This window comes from Deinococcus sp. HSC-46F16 (assembly GCF_024171495.1).
Classification (GTDB): Bacteria; Deinococcota; Deinococci; order Deinococcales; family Deinococcaceae; genus Deinococcus.
The window spans coordinates 263,289-279,245 of sequence record NZ_JALJZW010000002.1 but is presented as its reverse complement, the minus strand read 5'-3'; the positions used below and the strand labels follow the sequence as shown (position 1 = coordinate 279,245).

Annotated in this window: 20 protein-coding genes; 6 read left to right on the top strand and 14 right to left on the bottom strand. The window is 70.8% G+C overall.

Annotated features, from left to right (window positions below):
- Positions 1-112: 112 nt before the first annotated feature.
- The 11 genes from L1280_RS15735 to L1280_RS06700 all read right to left on the bottom strand — a co-directional run bounded on the left by L1280_RS15735 (position 113) and on the right by L1280_RS06700 (position 9,903).
- Positions 113-982 carry a cytochrome c gene (locus L1280_RS15735; RefSeq protein ID WP_305881870.1) on the bottom strand — a complete coding sequence of 290 codons (870 nt, stop codon included), beginning with the start codon at positions 980-982 and terminating at the stop codon, positions 113-115.
- A 61-nt stretch (positions 983-1,043) separates the two neighbouring features.
- Positions 1,044-1,424 carry an MGMT family protein gene (locus tag L1280_RS06745; protein ID WP_253581338.1) on the bottom strand — a complete coding sequence of 127 codons (381 nt, stop codon included), beginning with the start codon at positions 1,422-1,424 and terminating at the stop codon, positions 1,044-1,046.
- A gap of 117 nt (positions 1,425-1,541) precedes the next feature.
- Positions 1,542-2,777 (bottom strand): NupC/NupG family nucleoside CNT transporter, encoded by a 1,236-nt coding sequence (locus L1280_RS06740; protein WP_253581337.1) that lies wholly within the window; start codon positions 2,775-2,777, stop codon positions 1,542-1,544.
- Positions 2,778-2,846: 69 nt separating this feature from the next.
- The gene (locus tag L1280_RS06735) at positions 2,847-3,734 is read right to left on the bottom strand and encodes a menaquinone biosynthesis protein (RefSeq protein ID WP_253581336.1); all 888 of its coding nucleotides are present in this window, start codon (positions 3,732-3,734) and stop codon (positions 2,847-2,849) included.
- Positions 3,735-3,736: 2 nt separating this feature from the next.
- Positions 3,737-4,000 (bottom strand): hypothetical protein, encoded by a 264-nt coding sequence (locus tag L1280_RS06730; RefSeq protein ID WP_253581335.1) that lies wholly within the window; start codon positions 3,998-4,000, stop codon positions 3,737-3,739.
- A gap of 190 nt (positions 4,001-4,190) precedes the next feature.
- Positions 4,191-4,541: a DUF4440 domain-containing protein gene (locus tag L1280_RS06725; protein ID WP_253581334.1), complete on the bottom strand. Its 351-nt coding sequence runs from the start codon at positions 4,539-4,541 to the stop codon at positions 4,191-4,193.
- The gene (gene mqnE / locus L1280_RS06720) at positions 4,542-5,672 is read right to left on the bottom strand and encodes an aminofutalosine synthase MqnE (RefSeq protein ID WP_253581333.1); all 1,131 of its coding nucleotides are present in this window, start codon (positions 5,670-5,672) and stop codon (positions 4,542-4,544) included.
- A gap of 90 nt (positions 5,673-5,762) precedes the next feature.
- Complete coding sequence (locus tag L1280_RS06715) at positions 5,763-6,419, bottom strand: DsbA family protein (RefSeq protein WP_253581332.1); 657 nt, start codon at positions 6,417-6,419, stop codon at positions 5,763-5,765.
- Between the two features lie 89 nt (positions 6,420-6,508).
- Entirely contained in the window at positions 6,509-7,867 is a 1,359-nt protein-coding gene (locus tag L1280_RS06710; protein ID WP_253581331.1) for a TldD/PmbA family protein, read from the bottom strand.
- Positions 7,864-9,258, bottom strand: coding sequence for a TldD/PmbA family protein (locus L1280_RS06705; protein ID WP_253581330.1), 1,395 nt, complete (start codon positions 9,256-9,258; stop codon positions 7,864-7,866). Before L1280_RS06705 ends, L1280_RS06710 begins: the two co-directional genes overlap by 4 nt.
- Before the next feature lie 93 nt (positions 9,259-9,351).
- Positions 9,352-9,903, bottom strand: a complete 552-nt coding sequence (locus L1280_RS06700; RefSeq protein WP_253581329.1) for a GNAT family N-acetyltransferase — start codon at positions 9,901-9,903, stop codon at positions 9,352-9,354.
- An 81-nt stretch (positions 9,904-9,984) separates the two neighbouring features.
- Here L1280_RS06700 and L1280_RS06695 point away from each other — a divergent pair, with 81 nt between their 5' ends.
- Complete coding sequence (locus tag L1280_RS06695) at positions 9,985-10,263, top strand: DUF3006 family protein (RefSeq protein ID WP_234009119.1); 279 nt, start codon at positions 9,985-9,987, stop codon at positions 10,261-10,263.
- Positions 10,260-11,267: an MBL fold metallo-hydrolase gene (locus L1280_RS06690; RefSeq protein WP_253581328.1), complete on the top strand. Its 1,008-nt coding sequence runs from the start codon at positions 10,260-10,262 to the stop codon at positions 11,265-11,267. The genes L1280_RS06695 and L1280_RS06690 overlap by 4 nt, the downstream gene beginning before the upstream one ends.
- Before the next feature lies 1 nt (position 11,268).
- On the opposite strand, the gene L1280_RS06685 is transcribed toward L1280_RS06690, so the two are convergent.
- Entirely contained in the window at positions 11,269-11,736 is a 468-nt protein-coding gene (locus L1280_RS06685) for an Ohr family peroxiredoxin (RefSeq protein WP_253581327.1), read from the bottom strand.
- A 103-nt stretch (positions 11,737-11,839) separates the two neighbouring features.
- On the opposite strand from L1280_RS06685, the gene L1280_RS06680 reads away from it, so the two are divergent.
- Entirely contained in the window at positions 11,840-12,586 is a 747-nt protein-coding gene (locus L1280_RS06680; protein ID WP_253581326.1) for an FAD-dependent oxidoreductase, read from the top strand.
- Positions 12,583-13,593, top strand: a complete 1,011-nt coding sequence (locus L1280_RS06675) for a tRNA (guanosine(46)-N(7))-methyltransferase TrmB (RefSeq protein WP_253581325.1) — start codon at positions 12,583-12,585, stop codon at positions 13,591-13,593. The genes L1280_RS06680 and L1280_RS06675 overlap by 4 nt, the downstream gene beginning before the upstream one ends.
- Here L1280_RS06675 and L1280_RS06670 read toward each other — a convergent pair.
- On the bottom strand, positions 13,574-14,005 hold the full coding sequence (locus tag L1280_RS06670; protein ID WP_253581324.1) for an SCP2 sterol-binding domain-containing protein: 432 nt from the start codon (positions 14,003-14,005) through the stop codon (positions 13,574-13,576). The genes L1280_RS06675 and L1280_RS06670 overlap by 20 nt on opposite strands.
- A 156-nt stretch (positions 14,006-14,161) precedes the next feature.
- Here L1280_RS06670 and L1280_RS06665 point away from each other — a divergent pair, with 156 nt between their 5' ends.
- Together L1280_RS06665 and L1280_RS06660 are read left to right on the top strand one after the other, a co-directional pair.
- Complete coding sequence (locus tag L1280_RS06665) at positions 14,162-14,458, top strand: hypothetical protein (protein ID WP_253581323.1); 297 nt, start codon at positions 14,162-14,164, stop codon at positions 14,456-14,458.
- 91 nt (positions 14,459-14,549) lie between these two features.
- Positions 14,550-15,476 carry a methyltransferase gene (locus L1280_RS06660; protein WP_253581322.1) on the top strand — a complete coding sequence of 309 codons (927 nt, stop codon included), beginning with the start codon at positions 14,550-14,552 and terminating at the stop codon, positions 15,474-15,476.
- Positions 15,477-15,482: 6 nt separating this feature from the next.
- On the opposite strand, the gene L1280_RS06655 is transcribed toward L1280_RS06660, so the two are convergent.
- A complete protein-coding gene (locus tag L1280_RS06655; protein WP_253581321.1) occupies positions 15,483-15,842 on the bottom strand; it encodes a DoxX family protein in 360 nt (119 codons plus the stop codon).
- Between the last annotated feature and the right edge of the window lie 115 nt (positions 15,843-15,957).

The window sequence follows — 15,957 nt, the reverse complement described above, 5'->3', positions numbered from 1 at the left end:
CGGGGGCAACCGTGGCCGGGTGGACTCGTGTCCGGGCGTGGGCCGTGCCACACTAAGAGCACAAAGGAAAGCGCCGCCCCGTACGAGTGGGGCGGCGCTCCTGCTGTGGGGCTCAGTTCAGGGACTTGATGTAGGCGTGCAGGTCCGCGATCTGCGCGTCGCTGAGCTGCTGCTCCGAGAAGCGGGGCATGGTGGGGGCCAGTTCGCGCTCGGGCGTCTTGCCCTCGCGCAGGGTGGTCGTGAACTGGGCCAGCGTCCAGCTCTTGGGGCCGTCGGCCGTGACCAGGCTGGGGCCGAAGCCGCCCTGCCCGTTGGCACCGTGGCAGCCCGCGCAGTTGCTCGCGTAGATGGTCTGCCCCGCGCCCACGTCGCCCGCCGAGTCGGTCTGCTCGCCGGTGATGGCTTCCTCGGCGGTGTTGCCCTCGCCGGTGTTCTTGGCGGTCGAGGAGCCGATCTCGCCCGTGGCGCGGGCCTCGTCGGCCTCGGCGGTGCCCAGCGGCGCGACGGTGGCCCCGGCGCCGGTCTGGGCGCTGGTAGACACGGCGTCGGTGTTGGCCTCGTTGGTGCTGGTCTCCCCGGCAGCGGTGTCGGCCTCGGCCTGTGCCCCCTGCTCGGTGCTCGTCACGCTTTCCTCGGCCTCGTCACCGCTGTTCGTGCCCATCGCGGCGCTCTCGCCGTCCTGCCCCTCGGCGGCGGTCGCTTCTCCTTCGCCGGTGCTGCCCGCGCTGTTCGCCTGGCCCTCATTCGTGTTCTGGGACGAGGCCACGTCCTCGGACTCGGAGCCGGTCGCGTCCGCGCTCGTCTGGTTTCCCCCGTCCGCGATGATGGTGCCCTCTTCGCCCGCCTTGGCCTCGCCCTGCGCCTGCCCCAGCCGGGGCACCACGATCAGGAGCGCGATGCCCAGGATCAGGCCCAGCGTCACCCCCAGCACCCAGGACGCCACGTCCCCCGCCACCCACTTCTGCCGCCTCGTTCGCTTCATGCCCTCCAGAATACGCCGGGGCCAGCGGGACGTTGTGCTCCGGGGCTGCAATCGGTCGGGGCTACAAGAGAGGTTCGGGCGCCGCGTCCCGCGCCTCCTCCGGCGGCCACCACTGCCAGCGGGCGAGGTCGCAGCGGCCGGACGGGTCGAACGTCACGCCCTCGGCCTCCAGCAGCCGCTCCTGCACGTCCCCGAACCCCAGTTTGTGGGTGCTCACCTTGCCCTGCGCGTTGATCACCCGCTGCCAGGGGAGGTCGGTGTCGCCGCCCTGCGCCTGTCCCGCGAGGCTGCCCAGCACGAACCCCGCCAGCCGCGCACCGCCGGGGCCGGGGCGTCCGGCGAGGAGGGCGAGCTGGCCGTAGGTCATCACGCGGCCGGGGGGAATGCGGGCGACGAGGGCGAGGACCTGTTCGCGGAAGGTCGCGTCGGGGGAGGTGGGCATGGGGACAGGGTACGGCGGGGCAGAGGAGGCCGGGGTAAGGCCAAAGGCAAAGGCTAGCCCCCATCGGCCACGGGACGCGGGGGAGCTGGCGAGCAGACGAGGGGGGACGGCAGAGGTCTACCCAATCAGCATTCCCGCCAGCGTGCCGCTGAGCAGATTCGCCAGCGTGCCCGCCGCGACCGCCCGCAGGCCGAGTTGGGCGATGTCGCCGCGCCGACTCGGAGCGAGGCTGCCCAGGCCGCCCAGCAGGATGGCGAGGCTGGAGAGGTTGGCAAAGCCGCACAGGGCAAAGGTGATGATGGCTTCCACCTTGGGCGAGAAGGCACCTTCCTTCAGCGCGTCGGCGAACTCCACGAAGGCCACGAACTCGTTCGTCACGAGCTTCTGTCCGATAAAGCTGCCCGCCGTGGCCGCCTCGCCCCAGGGCACGCCGATCACGAAGGCGAGGGGCGCGAAGAGGTAGCCCAGCAGAAGCTGCACGCTGAGGTCGGGAAAGCCGAACACGCCTCCCAGAGCGCCGAGCAGGGTATTGAGCAGCGCGATCAGGCCGATAAAGGCGATCAGCATCGCGCCCACGTTCAGCGCCAGTCCCAGCCCGTCGCTCGCGCCCCGCGCTGCCGCGTCGATGGCGTTGACCGGGCCGCCCTCGGGGTCGCCGGGCACCTCGCCCTTGTAGTTCTGGGGGGTGTCCTTTTCCGGCAGCATCAGTTTCGCCATCAGCAGGCCAGCGGGGGCGGCCATGAAGGAGGCGGCGATCAGGTAGTCCAGCCGCACCCCCAGCAGCGAGTAGCCCACCAGCACGCTGCCCGCCACACTCGCCAGCCCGCCCACCATCACCGCGAACAGCTCCGAGCGGGTCATCCGCTCGATGTAGGGCCGCACCACCAGCGGCGCCTCGGTCTGCCCTACGAAGATGTTGGCGGTGGCCGACAGGCTCTCGCCCCGGCTGGTGCCCAGCAGCTTGCTGAGCCCGCCGCCCAGCACCCGCACGACCGCCTGCATCACGCCGATGTGGTAGAGCACCGCGATCAGCGCACTGAAAAACACGATCACCGGCAGCACCCCGAAGGCGAAGATGAACCCTGCCCCCTCCAGCGCCCCGTTGGTCAGGTTGCCGAAGACGAAGTTGATGCCCTCCTGCGCGTTGCCCACCACGGCCTGCACGCCCGCCGACACCGCGTCGAGCGCCCGCCGTCCCAGCGGCCAGCGCAGCACGATCAGGGCGAAGGCGACCTGAATGGCCAGCGCCCCCAGCACGGTGCGCCAGTTCACGGCGCGGCGGTCGGTGCTCAGGAGCAGCGCCAGCCCCAGCAGCACCGCCATCCCGCCCAGTCCCCAGAGAATGTCGGTCATGGGGGCAGCCTAGGCGGCGGGGGTGAGGCCATGGTCCGGTGGGGGCCGGGGCGTCCATTCATGCCCGCTTCAGGGCTGCGCGGTCAGTCCCGAGGGTTCCCCCGGCCGTGGCCCGAAGCTCAGCGGCGCGTGCCCCGGTTCGGCGAGGGCCGCGAACTCGGTGAGCCCCAGGCGGTCGGGGGCTTCAAGGTGGTAGCGGAAGTTCCACAGGTAGTGCTGCACCACCCGCTCCGGCAGCCCCAGCTTGAGGGCGTGCCGCGCCGACACGTCCGCGAGGTGCCCCAGCCCGTGCCGCCGCGCCTCCCGCATCGCCTGAAGGAGGGTGGGGGGCGGCGGATTCTCCTTGCGGTAGGCCCACACCGCGAAGACGAAGGGATGCCCGGTGAGCGCGAACCACTCCTGCGCGAGGTCGGTCACCGTGATCCCCCGCGCCGCATTCGGCAGCGCGGTCATGCTGCGCTCGGGCGTCAGCGGCCCCGCCACCCCGTACCACTCGCGCAGGGCGCTGTCCCCGATTCGCAAGACCCCGTCGTACCCGGAGGCCAGCAGCTCCTCGGCCTCGCCCTCGGCCCGTTCCAGCGTGGGGGAGAGGCCGCGTTCGCGCAGCAGCACTTCCAGCAGCGCCACGCTCATGGCCGACTGCGCGGTCAGGGCGACCCGGCGCAATTCTTCCAGCGGCCGGGTGTGAAAGAGGTTGACCGAGTACACCGCTCCCAGCACCGCCACGCTGAAATCCGGCAGGGCTTCGAGGCGGTCGGCATTCCGGATGAACTCCACCGCGCTGATGTTGGCGATATCTACCCGCCCCGAGAGGAGGGCCGCGTTCATCTCGGTGGGCACGCCCGTGATCGCCGTCACGCCCGGCGGCAGCACCAGCGGGTCGAGAATGGGGGCCACGTTGGTGTAGTGAATCCATCCGGCGCGGTAGGCGGGTATCGTGCGTTCATGTCCCGGCATGGTCATCGCCTCGGCCCACGGGGCGGACGACTGGCCCGAACATGCAGCGCCAGACCCGCCAGGAGACTGACTCCAGCCAAGGCGTAGAGCGGGAGCGACGGCTGGGTGGGGAAGGGCAGCGTTCCGGCGAAGGCGGCGTCACGCGGCAGGAGGCCCAGCGAGGAGGCCAGCTTCAGCCAGGAATATTGAAGGCTGCTGTTGCCCACGAAAGCGCCCGAGAGCGCGAACGCGGCGGAGGCTCCAACCAGGGCGGCGGCCCAGTTCACCCTCTCCTCCAACGCAGACCCAGCAGCAGCAGAACGCCGCCGAGCAGCATCCACGGGGCAGGTGACAGCAGAGAGGTCACCAGGGGAGAACCCGTGGTGACCTGAAAGTCGAACGGGATCATTCCCACCACCCATCCCGCCAGAGGCGGCAGCACCAGCAGGACTAGTCCCAGAACCGTCAATACTCGCCTCATGCCACCACCTGCACGCCCACCGCCCGCCACTCGCCCCCCCGCCGGGCGTACACCCGGAAAAAGCTCTGCACCCGCACGCCGTTCGCATAGAGGGTTCCGCGCGTGAATCCCGTGTCCCCGTGAACCCGCGCCGCGTGGCGCTCGAACATCAGGGCGGCGGGCGGGTTGTGACGCATCCCCTCCAGCAATCCGGTCTTGAAGACCGCGCGGCCGTCGGGGAAAAAGCCCACCCAGTCGTCCGCCAGTACCCCCTCCATTGCCGCCGGGTCGCGGCGGTGGTAGGCGGCGTTCCAGGCGTCGTCGAGGCTCAGCACGGCGTCGAGGTCCCCTATCTCTGGACCGCCCACTTAATCGGCGGCCTCCAGCTCGGCGCGGGGAAAGGTTTCGAGTTCGTGGTAGTAGGCGTCGCGCAGCACGGGGAGGCGGCCCGCGTCCTGAATCATCTTCACCATGCCCGCCTGCGAGAGCGCCATCGGGGAAGTCGCCCCCGCCGCGTGCGCGATGTGCTCCTCCTGAATGGTGCCGTCGATGTCACTGACGCCCCAGTCGAGGCTGACCTGCGTCAGCTCCGAGCCGATCATCACCCAGTAGCCCTTGATGTGCGGGAAGTTGTCGAGGTAGATGCGGGCCACCGCGAGGTTGCGCAGGTCGTCCAGCCCGGTCGTGAAGTCCGTCTTGCCGAGGTTCTGCGCCAGCGTGTTCCCCAGCGGCTGAAAGGCCAGCGGGATGAAAGCGTGGAAGCCGCCCGTCTCGTCCTGCAACTCCCGCAGGCGGTGCATGTGGTCCAGCCGCTCCTCCAGCGTCTCGATGTGGCCGTAGAGCATGGTCGCGTTCGTGCGCATGCCCAGCGAGTGTGCTTCCCGGTGAATCTGGAGCCACTTCTCGGCCTTCACCTTGTTCTTGGCGACCTGACGGCGCACCCGGTCCGCGAAGATCTCCGCCCCGCCCCCCGGCATCGCCGCGAGGCCCGCCGCCTGAAGCTCGCGCAGCACCTCCAGGGTAGGCATCTTGCTGATCTTGGACAGGTGCTCGATCTCGGCGGCCGTGAACGCCTTGACCTGGAGGTCGGGGAAGTTCTGCCGGAGCTGCCGCACCATCTCGGGGTAGTAGTCCCACTTGTGGTTGGGGTGGTGCCCGCTGCTCATATGCAGTTCGGTGATGCCGGGGAGGTAACGGCGGCGGACCTGCTCGGCCACTTCCTCCGGCGAGTAGTCCCAGGCCCGCTCCTCGCCCTTGCGGGCGGCGAAGGCGCAGAAGGTGCAGCCCACGTAACAGATGTTGGTGAACTCCAGCCGCATGGAATGCACGAAATAGACCTTGTCGCCGTGCAGCCGCTCCTTTTGCAGGTTCGCCAGCCGCATCAGCGCGTTGAGGTCACGGGTGTGGTAGAGCCGCAGCCCTTCCTCGAAAGAGAGCCGGGCACCTGCTTCCACCTTCTCCACGATGGGGGCGAGGCTCTGGTCGCGCAGCCACTTCATGAGGGCCATGTTACGCCCGGCAGGGGGAGGGAAGTGTCCCTGGGACGGGAATCGGGGAGGGGAGGGGCCGAGGTCACGCTCTGGCCCGACTCAGGCGGTCGCTTGCTGCGCCTCCGGCTCGCCGTGCAAGATGGCCTCGAACTCCTGCTGAAGCTTCTCGGCGCTGGTGGTCGCTCCCCCCAGGCGGCGGTACCCCTCCGGGGTCTGCATCAGCAGGGTGGGGTAGCCCTCCACCGGTAGGGTCTGGCGCCGTGCGAACCCGGCCTGGGACTGAGCCAACGTCTCCGGGCGGCGCACGTCCGAGGTGGCCCGCGCCGGGTCGAGGTTCAGGGCGCGGGCCACGTCCGCGACCACGGCCTCGTCGTGCAGGTCGCGGCCGTCCACGTACCAGGCGTGCTGGAGCGCGTGCGCGATGTCCAGCCCCCGCTGCGGCGCCTGGGCGTGCAGTGCCCAGAACGCGGCCGCCGACACGCCGGAGTCCAGCACGGTCTTGCCGCGCTCCACACTGGCGCGAAAGCCGTCCCCGAACCTGGCCCCGGTCAGCTCGGTGACGCGCCGCGCGGTTTCCAGGACGCGCGGCTTCTGGCCCACCGGCACGACCCGCTCGCCCACCAGCATCCCGGCGGGCAGGACTTCCAGCGTCAGGCGCCCGGCGTTCCGGGCCACGAACTCGCGCAGCGCCTCGCCAAAGGCCCAGCACCAGATGCAGTAGGTGTCGGTGACATAGATCAGCCGGGCGGGAGTCATGGGCGGCATTCTCTCACGCGTGCTCCAGCAGAGACGAAAAAAGGGCGGGGAGTTTGATGCACTCCCCGCCCCTCTGGTTGAGCTGATCCTCAGCCGCCGCCTACCGCCAGCCCCAAGACGCGCACGGCGGGGGCACTGACCCCATACATGGTGTCTTCCAGTTCGCTGCTGACGGCCTCAATGCCCGCGAGAAGGTCGAGGATGTTCCCGGCCACCGTGAACACCTCCAACGGGTGCGCGACCTCGCCGCCCTCCAGCCAGAAGCCCTCGGCCTGGAGGGAAAAGTCCCCGGTGATGGGGTTCGCACCCGCGTGCCCACCCGCTACGCCCGTCAGCCGCACCCCGGTCAGGCCGGAGGCGAGGGCCGCCGCGTCCGCCCCGCCGGGCGACAGGATCAGGTTGCTGGGGGCCACGCCCACGGTGCCCTGCAAGCCCTGCCGCGCCGCGTGCCCGGTGCTCTGCGTTCCCGCGCGGGCAGCGGTCTGCGCGTTGTGCAGGAAGGCGGCCAGCCGCCCCGCCTCGATCAAGGTGAGGGGTGCACTCGGGCAGCCCTCGGCGTCGAAGGCCCGCGAGTTCAGGCCGCGCGGCAGGGTGGCGTCGTCCACCAGCGTGACGAGGGGCGAGGCGACCTGTTCGCCCAGCCGTCCGGCGAGCGGGCTCTTGCCTTCCTCCACCATCTTGCCGCTGAACATGCCGGAGTACAGCATCAGCAGTTGCGCGAGGCAGTCCCCGGTGATCAGGGCCGGAAAGGTGCCGCTGGGCGCGGGCTTGGCCCCCAGCAGGGCCACCGCGTCCTCCACCGCTGAGATCGCCGTCCGGGTGGGGTCGAGTTCGGTGAATTCGCGGGTGAACTGCCAGTCGCGGCCCATCTTGTTCTGGCCGTTCTCGCTGACCAGCGGCGCGATCATGTGCATCGCGTAGAGCTGGCGGTCCTCGCGCTCCAGCCCCTCGGTGTTGGCGACGGTGCCGTACACGTCCCCGTCCTGATACCCGCCGTAGGGCACGCTGGTCACGCGGGGGTCGGCCTCCCGCGCCGCGCGCTCCAGGTCCAGGGCCACGCCCACCTTCTGCTCCACCGTGACCCCGCTGAGGCCCTCGCCGTAGAGGTCGAGCGCGGGGGGCGGCGGCCAGTTCTGGAGGCCCGCGCCCGGCTCCGGCGCGACGAGTTCGGCATTTTCAATCGCCATATCAAGCGCCCGGTCCAGCGCGGGCCGCGACAGGTTCTCGCTGAACGAGTGCCCCCACGCGCCGCGCACCACCGCCCGCAGCGCGACCCCCTGCCGCGCCGAGAGCTTGAACTCGCTCACGTCGCCGTCAAAGGCCCGGATGCTCGTGGCGTTCGTGCGCTGCCCGTAGACCTCCAGGGTCACGCCGCGCTCGCGGGCACGCTCCAGCAGGTAGGCGCGGGCGTCGGGCAGAGAGAGTTGCTGTTCGCTCGTTGCGGTCATGCGCGGCCTCCCACGGTGATTTCGGAAATCAGGATGTGCGGCTGACCCACGTCGGTGGGCAGCGAGCCGGAGATGCTGCCGCACATGCCCTGGCCCAGCGCGAGGTCGCCCGCCACGCCCACGATGTTGCGGAGGTCCTGCGCCCCATTGCCGACGAGCGAAGCGCCCTTGAGCGGCTCGGCGATTTCGCCGTCCCGGATCATGTACGCCTCGTTCACCGCGAAGTTGTAGTCCCCGGTGCCGGGGGTCACGCTGCCGCCCCCCATCCGCCGGGCGTAGATGCCGTGCGAGACCTGCCCGATCAGGCTCTCGGGCGTCTCCTGCCCCTTATCGATGAAGGTCGAGCGCATGCGGCTGGCCGGGGCGAAGGTGTAGTTCTGCCGCCGCCCGCTGCCGGTGCGAGCATGGCCCGTCTTCATGCTGCCCACCCGGTCCACCATGAAGGACTTCAGGACGCCGTTCTCGATCAGGACCGTGCGCTCGCCCTTCATTCCCTCGTCGTCCACGGTGACCATGCCCCACGAGCCGGGGATGGTGCCGTCGTCGATGGCGGACACCGACTCGTGGGCGATCTTCTCGCCCAGCTTGTCGGCAAAGACGCTGGCATTTTTCTCCACCGCCGTCGTCTCCAGGATGTGCCCGCAGGCCTCGTGGAAGATCACGCCGCCGAACTCGTTGCCGATCACCACGGGCAGCTTCCCGGCCGGGGCGTACCCGGCCCGCAGCATGGCGTTGGCGATGCGGGCGGCCTCCGCGCCGATGGATTCGGGGGCCACGTCGTCGAAGAACTCCAGGCCCTGTCCGGCGCCGGGGCCGTAGTAGCCCGTCTCTCGCAGGGCGCCGTCCTGGGCGATGGCGCTGACCATCAGGCGGGTCCAGACGCGCTCGTCTTCAGCCCACAGCCCCTCCGAATTGGCGACGAGGACGCGCTGCACCCGGTCGAGGTAGTTCACGTCCACCGTCTTCACGTCGCCCACACCCGCCGCGCCGCTGTGTGCCCGGCGCATCAGCGCGAGCTTTTCGCGGCCCGCCGCCTGGAGGGGATGCCGCCGCGCGACATACAGCGGCTGGGCGTCCACCCGCCGGAAGTCCATGCCGCCCGCGCCTGAGCGGTCCGTCTCGCCCGCCGCGCCGCGTGCCCGCGCCACCTGGTCCGCGAGGTCGCGCAGGCCCGCCGGGGTCACGTCGTTGGTGTAGGCGTACACCACCCGCGTGCCGTACAGCAGCCGCAGCCCGGCGCCAAACAGGTTGCCGCCGCCCGCGTCCTTCACCTCCCCCTGGTGCAGCCGGAGGTTGGTGTTCACGCTGTCTTCCACAAAGAGTTCCGAGAAGTCCGCCCCACCTGCGCGGGCGAGGGTCAGCACTTCGGCGACTAGGGCCTGATCGAGCATGGAGTCTCCTGGGGCCGTCCGCGGGGGAGGGCCGGAATATGGGTTGAGGTTGCGCCCCCACTATGCCGCGCCCGGCGTTGAGGAGACGGAGGGTTAGGCCATTTCTGCTAGCCGCGCCCGCACCCCCGGCCACTCCGCCCGCACCACCGAGTACATCACCGTGTCACGCATGGTCCCGTCCGGCCGCCGCAGGTGCGAGCGCAGCACCCCCTCGCGCACGGCCCCCAGCCCCTCGATGGCCCGCTGGCTCCGCACGTTCAGGATGTCGGTCTTGAGCTGCACACGCTCCATGTCCATCGGCTCAAAGGCGTGCGCGAGCAGCAGCCGTTTCATCCGGCGGTTGACGCCCGTGCCGTGCCAGCGGGGGTGCAGCCAGGTCCAGCCGATCTCCAGGCCCGCGTGGGCCGTGCGGATGTCGCCGTAGCGGGTGCTTCCGGCCAACTCCCCGCCCACCTCTACCACGAAGGGCAGGGCGTCGGGGGCCTCCAGCGCCGCCGTGTAATAGGCCGGGCTGGACGGCGGCGACCCCATCAGCCGCAGTTCCCCCGCGCAAGACTCGGCCAGGGCACACAGGCTGGGAATGTCCCCTCCCGTCAGGGGCCGCAAGGTCAGGTCGCCGTCTCGCAGCGTCACGTCGTGGTGCATGGGGGCAGTGTGACAGGGGAGAGGCCCGCCCGGACCGAGTGCGCTCTGGGCAGAAGTGGCCCGCCGCGCTACGCTGGGGGCGTGAACGACGGGCCGGAACGCTGGACGGTGGACGCCATTGAGGACAGTCCACGGGGACGCCTCGCGCGGGTGGAACGGGCGGATGGCCTGACCTTCGACGTGCCCCTGCACGCGCTGCCCGAGGGCGTGCGCGAGGGCGACCTGCTGGCGGTGGTGGAAGGGCCGGACGGCGTGACCCTGCACCTGTTGTCCGACGAGACCGCCGCCCGCCGCCGCGCCGCCCAGCGCCGTCTCGACGCCCGGAACGCCGAGGGTGGGGAAGAGGAGATCAGCCTGTGAGCGCCCGACCGACTCCGAAGGCCAAAGCGCCTGCTTCCCGCAAGCCTGCGGCCAAGGCCAAGAAAGCCCCCGCCCGCAAGTCCGCTCCAAAAGGCGCGAAAGGCAAACGCCGGGGCGGGCCGGGACCGTCCGACCTGCTGGGGCTGTTCGTGCTGCTGCTCACGGCGGGACTGGCCGCTTGCGCGGGCAAGGAAGTGCTGAGGGGCGGCAGCGGGGACCAGAAGACCGACCCCCAGGCCCCTACCGGGCAGATGGTGATTCGCTTCCTCGACGTGGGGCAGGGGGACGCGGTGCTGGTCCGCAGTCCCGAAGGCAAGACCCTGCTTTACGACGGGGGCCGCAGCGCCGAGCGGATGCGGACGCACCTGGACACCTATGGGGTGGACAAGATAGACCTGATGGTCGCCAGCCACGCCGACGCCGACCACATCGCGGGGCTGGTTCCGGCGGCGCAGCGGGCCAAGCCGACCCTCTTTATCAACAACGGATTGGCCGGAACCACCCAGACCTGGGAACGGCTGGTGAACGCACTGGAGGAGGCCGGGACCACCTTCCAGAAGGCCAACAAGCAGGTGGTCAACCTGGGCAGCGTGAAGGTCCGGGTGATCGCCCCGCCCCCCGGCATGGGTGACGACCAGAACGAGAACAGCGTGGGCGTGCGGATCGAGTTCGGGGAATTCCGCGCCCTCTTGACCGGCGACAGCGAGAAGCCCGAGACCGAGGCGTGGCTGGAACAGGACCGCCCCGAGATCAAAGGTCCCTTCCAGCTCTACAAGAGCATCCACCACGGGGCGGCCAACGGCGACCATCCCGCCTGGCTCGCCACCGTGCGGCCCGAGAACGTCGTGATCGGCGTGGGCGAGAACAACTACGGCCACCCCACACAGACGGCTCTTAACCTTTACCGCGAGACCGGTGCCCGCGTCTACCGCACCGACCGTCAGGGCACGGTGACCTTCACGGCAAACGCGGACGGCACGTACACGGCGACGACCGACCGCTGAATTATTCCGCTGCTTCCTCGTCCACCACGGTCAGCCGCACGCCCACCGACTCCCCCAGGGCGCGGCAGTAGGGGCACAGGGCCTTCGCCTCCTGCACCATCCGCTCGGCCTGCTCGCGGTCCAAACCCGGCAGCAGGACGCGCAGTTCCACGTCGAGGTGGTAGCTGGGGTCCGCCTCGTCCTCGCGGCGCAGGCCGACCACCCCGGTCACCTGCGAGGTCCCGAAGGTGATCCCGTCGCGCCGGGCGACCATGCCGATGGCGCTCTGGAAGGACGCGGCGTAGGCGGCGGCGAACAGTTGCTCGGGGTTGGTGCCCACGCCGCCGTCGCCGCCGAGTTCCTGTGGCACGCTGAACTTCACGCCGAGGTGATGGTCGGGCGTCTCGATGTACCCATTGCGCCCGCCGTGCGCGGTCGCCTCGCTGCGCGTGAGGACCCTGCCGCTCGCCTGCCCGCCTTGCTGTGTCATGCCGCCCACGCTAGGTGGCCTGCGCCCGCGCGAACGGTAGGCAGGCTGACCGTGTGAAGGGACGGTGGGGAAGGGGTGCCCCGATGCCCTACACTTCGTCCCGATGTCAGGCCCCTCCTCTCCCCGCAGCCTGCCGCAGCCGGGGCACCTCTATGACGTGGCCGTGATCGGCGCGGGCCCCGCGGGCACTGAACTCGCGTGGCGGCTCGCCCGCGCCGGGCAGGACGTGCTCCTCGTCACCCAGGCCCTCGACCATCTCGGCAACCTGTACGGGCCGACCATAGGCGGCGCGGACTTTCCGCCCGGCAGCCTGTTCGCCGAGGTCGCCGCCCGCATGGCCCCCGACACCGACGGCTGGACCTTTCACCGCCTTCTCAAGGCCGAGGTGGAGGCCACTCCCGGCATTCATCTCCTGCAAAGCACCGTCACCGGGCTGGAGGAGGAAGGCGGACGGCTCACCCTCGCTACCTGGGAAGGCCCCGCCCTGCACGCCCGCCGGGGGGTGCTCGCGGTCGGCGCCTTTTTGAAGGGCCGCCTCTTGATCGGCGACACGATGGAGGAGGCCGGGCGGCTCTCCGAAGTCGCCTATGACTTCCTGGCCGATGACCTCGCCCGCGCGGGCGTGTGGTTGATCGGCGCCGAGCAGGAGGCCGCCGGAGTGGAGGGGGCGCCGCCCTACACGGTGCGCTTCCTGACGCCCGCGCCGGGCGAGTTGGAGGAGTTTCGCGTGACCCGCTGCGACCACCTCTATGCCCTGGGCCGCTGCACGCCGGGCGAGCACACCTACCGCAGCGTGCTGGAGGACGCCGCCCGCCTCGCCGCCGAGTTGCTGGGGGAGGGGGAGGCATGATCTACCGCTTCTCCGACTTCCAGTTCCCCGACGCGCCCACCCACCTGTACCCGGACACGCCGGAGCGCCCCTGGATTCTGGAGGTGGGCTTCGGCGACGGACGCTTCTGGCCGCACTTCGCCGCGAGCTTTCCGGAGGCTCCCAATTACCTCGGCGTGGAAATCAGCGGCACGTCGCTGCTCAAGGCCGAGCGGCGGCTGCGGGCGGCGGGACTGGGGGGTGCGGTGCTGACCCGTCTGCCCGCCACGCCCCTGATCCGCGAGGTGGTGCCGCCAGAGAGCTTGGACGCCATCGTGGTGAACTTTCCTGACCCCTGGCCCAAGGCGGGCCACGAGGAGCACCGCCTGCTGCGGGCACCCTTCTTTCGGCTGGCCGCGAGCCGCCTGAAACCGGGCGGGGCCGTGCTGTTCACCACCGACCACGAGGAATATTTCGAGTTCGCTTGCCGCGAGGCCGGGGCGAGCGGCGTGATGGCCGTTCACCTCACCGAGCCCCCGCCCCCCGCCGCCCTGGAAACCAAATACGCCCGCAAGTGGCGCGACCTCGGCCTGGACCCCCGGCACGCCCGCTTCGTGCCGACGGCTCCGGCCTCCGCCCTGGCAGGCGAGTTCCCCGTCACCGCCGCCCGCTTTCCCGACTCCGAGGATGCCCCTGCCGTGCCCCACGCGATCCTGACCCTGCCCGCCGACTTCGCCCCCACCGCATTCGCCAAGCACACCGCCCGTGGCGGCGTCACCCGCAACAACCCGGACGGCTGGACCGTCGTGCTGCTCGACCTCTACGCCAGTCTCGGCAAGGACGGCTGGGTGGCCCTCGCGCACGTCGTGGAGGGCGAACTCACCCAGGAGGTGCTCGTCGGCATCACGGCGCGGGAGGACGGCTCGCACCTCATCCGGCTCTCGCGCTTCGGCGGCCCGGTGGTCACGCCCGGGGTGAAGGCAGCGGTAGGCGCGCTGACGGACTGGCTGGAAGGGCAGGGGGCACGGGTCACCCACCGGGGGTACTGACCCGACCCGCGGCCTCCTCTTCCTCCACCGCCGCCCGGTACGCCGCCTGCATCGCCCGCATGCCCGGAGCCAGCGCCAGGGCGAGGGGCAGCGGCCCGCGCATCGTCATCTGCCCGGAGAGCACGGCGGCGGCGGGATTGAGCTGTCCCAGCCACAGCGCATGAGCCACCCGCGCACTCAGGCCGAAGGTCAGGTCGCTCGTCTCCCCCCGCGCCGCCTCGCCCGTAGTCACCACGGCCCGCACCCCGTCACGGCCACTGACCCGGACCGTCACGTTGGGGTCGGTGATCTGGAAGGTGATGGCCGCTCGCCGACGCACCAGCGCATCGGCGTCAGGGTCGTGGTGGACGGCCCCCAGCACCCGCAACAGGCGGGCTTCCAGCCGGGCGGCGGGACTGTCCGGTGCCGTCATGCCTCAGCAGATGCCGCCGCGATGGGCGCAGGTGTAAGGGGTCCCACACTCATCTGAAGCGGAGCTTCACCTCTGGCCGCACCTGCATCAACGCTTACAGCTTGCCCCGCCCCGGCGGAGTGAGATGGCCGGGCACCATCACAAGGAGGTAGGGAGATGAACGAGCAGCTTCAGCAGACCCTGCAAGCCCTTCAGGGTGGCGTGACTGGCCTGGATGCCGGAAGCGCCATCCGCAACATCTCGGCCTGGGAGCAGACCCTGGGCGGCGCGGCGGGCGCCGGGGGCCTGACCAGCCAGCTCGCCAGCCTACGCTCCATGCTGGAAAGCGGCGACCTCGACGGCGCGGCGGCCCTGCTTCCCTCGCTCGCCGATGCCACCGAGCAGGCCGCGCAGATGGCCCCCGCCGCCGATCAGGACGGTCTGCGCCAGCTCGCCTCCATGCTGCGCCCCTGAGACCCCACCCCTCGCAGCGGCTCAGGCCCTTCCGGGTCTGGGCTGCGTCCTTTTGTCCCCTCCGCCGCCCCAGGGTAGGCTCGGACGCGCCGTGTCCCCGCCCCCTGACCTCGACTTCACCCACGAACCCCTCTCCGTCATCCTGCCCGCCCTCCGCACAGCTTTGGCCGACGCGGGCGAGGTCACTTTCACCGTTCCCGACCCCGACGTGGGTGTGGGCCTCTACGCGGGCGAGGCGGCCGCACACGGCCTGCACCGCCCCTGGCAAACCTGGACCGACCTCGCGGACCTGCTGGGGGCACACCTGCTCACCCCGGAACGGATGGGGGAGGGCCGGGTGCGCCTGCGGTTCCGGGCGTGGGCGGACGCCCCTGAGCCGGACGCCGGGGGCTACGGGGCAGGGGGCGACTGGGCGCGGGTGGACAAGCTGGAAGACCCGGTGTTCCTTTTCACGCTGGTGGAGGCGCTGCGCCGGGTGAATCCTCCGGAGAGTGGGCGGGTGCTCGCGCTGGGGGTGAACCGGGGCCGGGAGCTGGATGCCCTGGCTCTCGCGCTTCGGGGCCGGACCCCCGAAGTCGTCGGCGTGGACGTGGACACCTCGGCCCTCGCCGCGGCGCGGGCGCAGCATCCGAGCGGCACCTTTCTGGAACTCGACGTGACCACCCTGCCCCGGCCGGAGCTGGGCCAGTTCGACCTCGTCCTCGCGCTGAGCCTGCTCCAGAGCCCCGGCATCCGGCAGGACGTGCTGCTCGCGGCCCTGCGGCGGCACCACCTCACGCCTGCGGGGGGCTTCGTGCTGGGCTACCCCAATGCCCGCTACCGCGACGGCCTGCTGAGCTACGGCGCACGGCTCCGCAACTTCGCCCGCCCCGACCTCAGCCTGCTCGCCGCCGACGTGACCGAAGCCCGCCGGGGCTTGCAGAAGGCGGGCTTCAAGGTGTTCGTGACGGGCAAATACGAGGTGCTCGTCACGGCGATTCCGGCGGGGGCGCGGACGCCGGGCGGACTGGAGCTGTAACCAGGCTCAGCGGCGGCTGCCCACCGCCAGCAGCGCCCCGAACAGCGCCAGGTTCTTCAGGAACTGGTTCTGCTGCTGCTGACGCTCGCGGCCCTCGCGGTCCCAGAAGGGGTGGCCGATCACGGTGGTCGGCACCAGGCTGATCGCCAGCGCCGCGCTCGCCGCGCGGGGTGCAAGGCCCAGCGCGAGCAGCGTTCCGGCGCCCACCATCACGGCGCTGTTGGCCTTGACCGCGAGTTCGGGCTGCGGGATCTCCGCGCCGCGCGTGGCCCGCACGATGGGCTCGGGGTTCTGGAGGTGGTCCAGCCCGTTCTTGATGAAGATGCTGGCGAGCAGCGCCCGCCCGATGGCTCCCGTCACGCTCATGTGGCCTCCTTGGCTTGAAAGGCCAGTATAGGGGCGCGGCCCGGCGAGAGCATTGGTCAAAGAGAGAGGTTCTTTCTGACCGGGCTGGGTGGGCGACACCGGGTCCATTCGGACA

Excerpts from the sequence above, each read along its gene's own strand:
- L1280_RS06735 (WP_253581336.1), bottom strand. The coding sequence starts at position 3,734 with ATGCCGGGACATGAACGCACGATACCCGCCTACCGCGCCGGATGGATT.
- L1280_RS06665 (WP_253581323.1), top strand. The coding sequence starts at position 14,162 with ATGAACGAGCAGCTTCAGCAGACCCTGCAAGCCCTTCAGGGTGGCGTG.
- L1280_RS15735 (WP_305881870.1), bottom strand. The coding sequence starts at position 982 with ATGAAGCGAACGAGGCGGCAGAAGTGGGTGGCGGGGGACGTGGCGTCC.
- L1280_RS06700 (WP_253581329.1), bottom strand. The coding sequence starts at position 9,903 with ATGCACCACGACGTGACGCTGCGAGACGGCGACCTGACCTTGCGGCCC.
- L1280_RS06745 (WP_253581338.1), bottom strand. The coding sequence starts at position 1,424 with ATGCCCACCTCCCCCGACGCGACCTTCCGCGAACAGGTCCTCGCCCTC.
- L1280_RS06715 (WP_253581332.1), bottom strand. The coding sequence starts at position 6,419 with ATGACTCCCGCCCGGCTGATCTATGTCACCGACACCTACTGCATCTGG.
- L1280_RS06675 (WP_253581325.1), top strand. The coding sequence starts at position 12,583 with ATGATCTACCGCTTCTCCGACTTCCAGTTCCCCGACGCGCCCACCCAC.
- mqnE (WP_253581333.1), bottom strand. The coding sequence starts at position 5,672 with ATGAAGTGGCTGCGCGACCAGAGCCTCGCCCCCATCGTGGAGAAGGTG.
- L1280_RS06685 (WP_253581327.1), bottom strand. The coding sequence starts at position 11,736 with ATGACACAGCAAGGCGGGCAGGCGAGCGGCAGGGTCCTCACGCGCAGC.
- L1280_RS06710 (WP_253581331.1), bottom strand. The coding sequence starts at position 7,867 with ATGACCGCAACGAGCGAACAGCAACTCTCTCTGCCCGACGCCCGCGCC.
- L1280_RS06740 (WP_253581337.1), bottom strand. The coding sequence starts at position 2,777 with ATGACCGACATTCTCTGGGGACTGGGCGGGATGGCGGTGCTGCTGGGG.
- L1280_RS06705 (WP_253581330.1), bottom strand. The coding sequence starts at position 9,258 with ATGCTCGATCAGGCCCTAGTCGCCGAAGTGCTGACCCTCGCCCGCGCA.
- L1280_RS06670 (WP_253581324.1), bottom strand. The coding sequence starts at position 14,005 with ATGACGGCACCGGACAGTCCCGCCGCCCGGCTGGAAGCCCGCCTGTTG.
- L1280_RS06655 (WP_253581321.1), bottom strand. The coding sequence starts at position 15,842 with ATGAGCGTGACGGGAGCCATCGGGCGGGCGCTGCTCGCCAGCATCTTC.
- L1280_RS06680 (WP_253581326.1), top strand. The coding sequence starts at position 11,840 with ATGTCAGGCCCCTCCTCTCCCCGCAGCCTGCCGCAGCCGGGGCACCTC.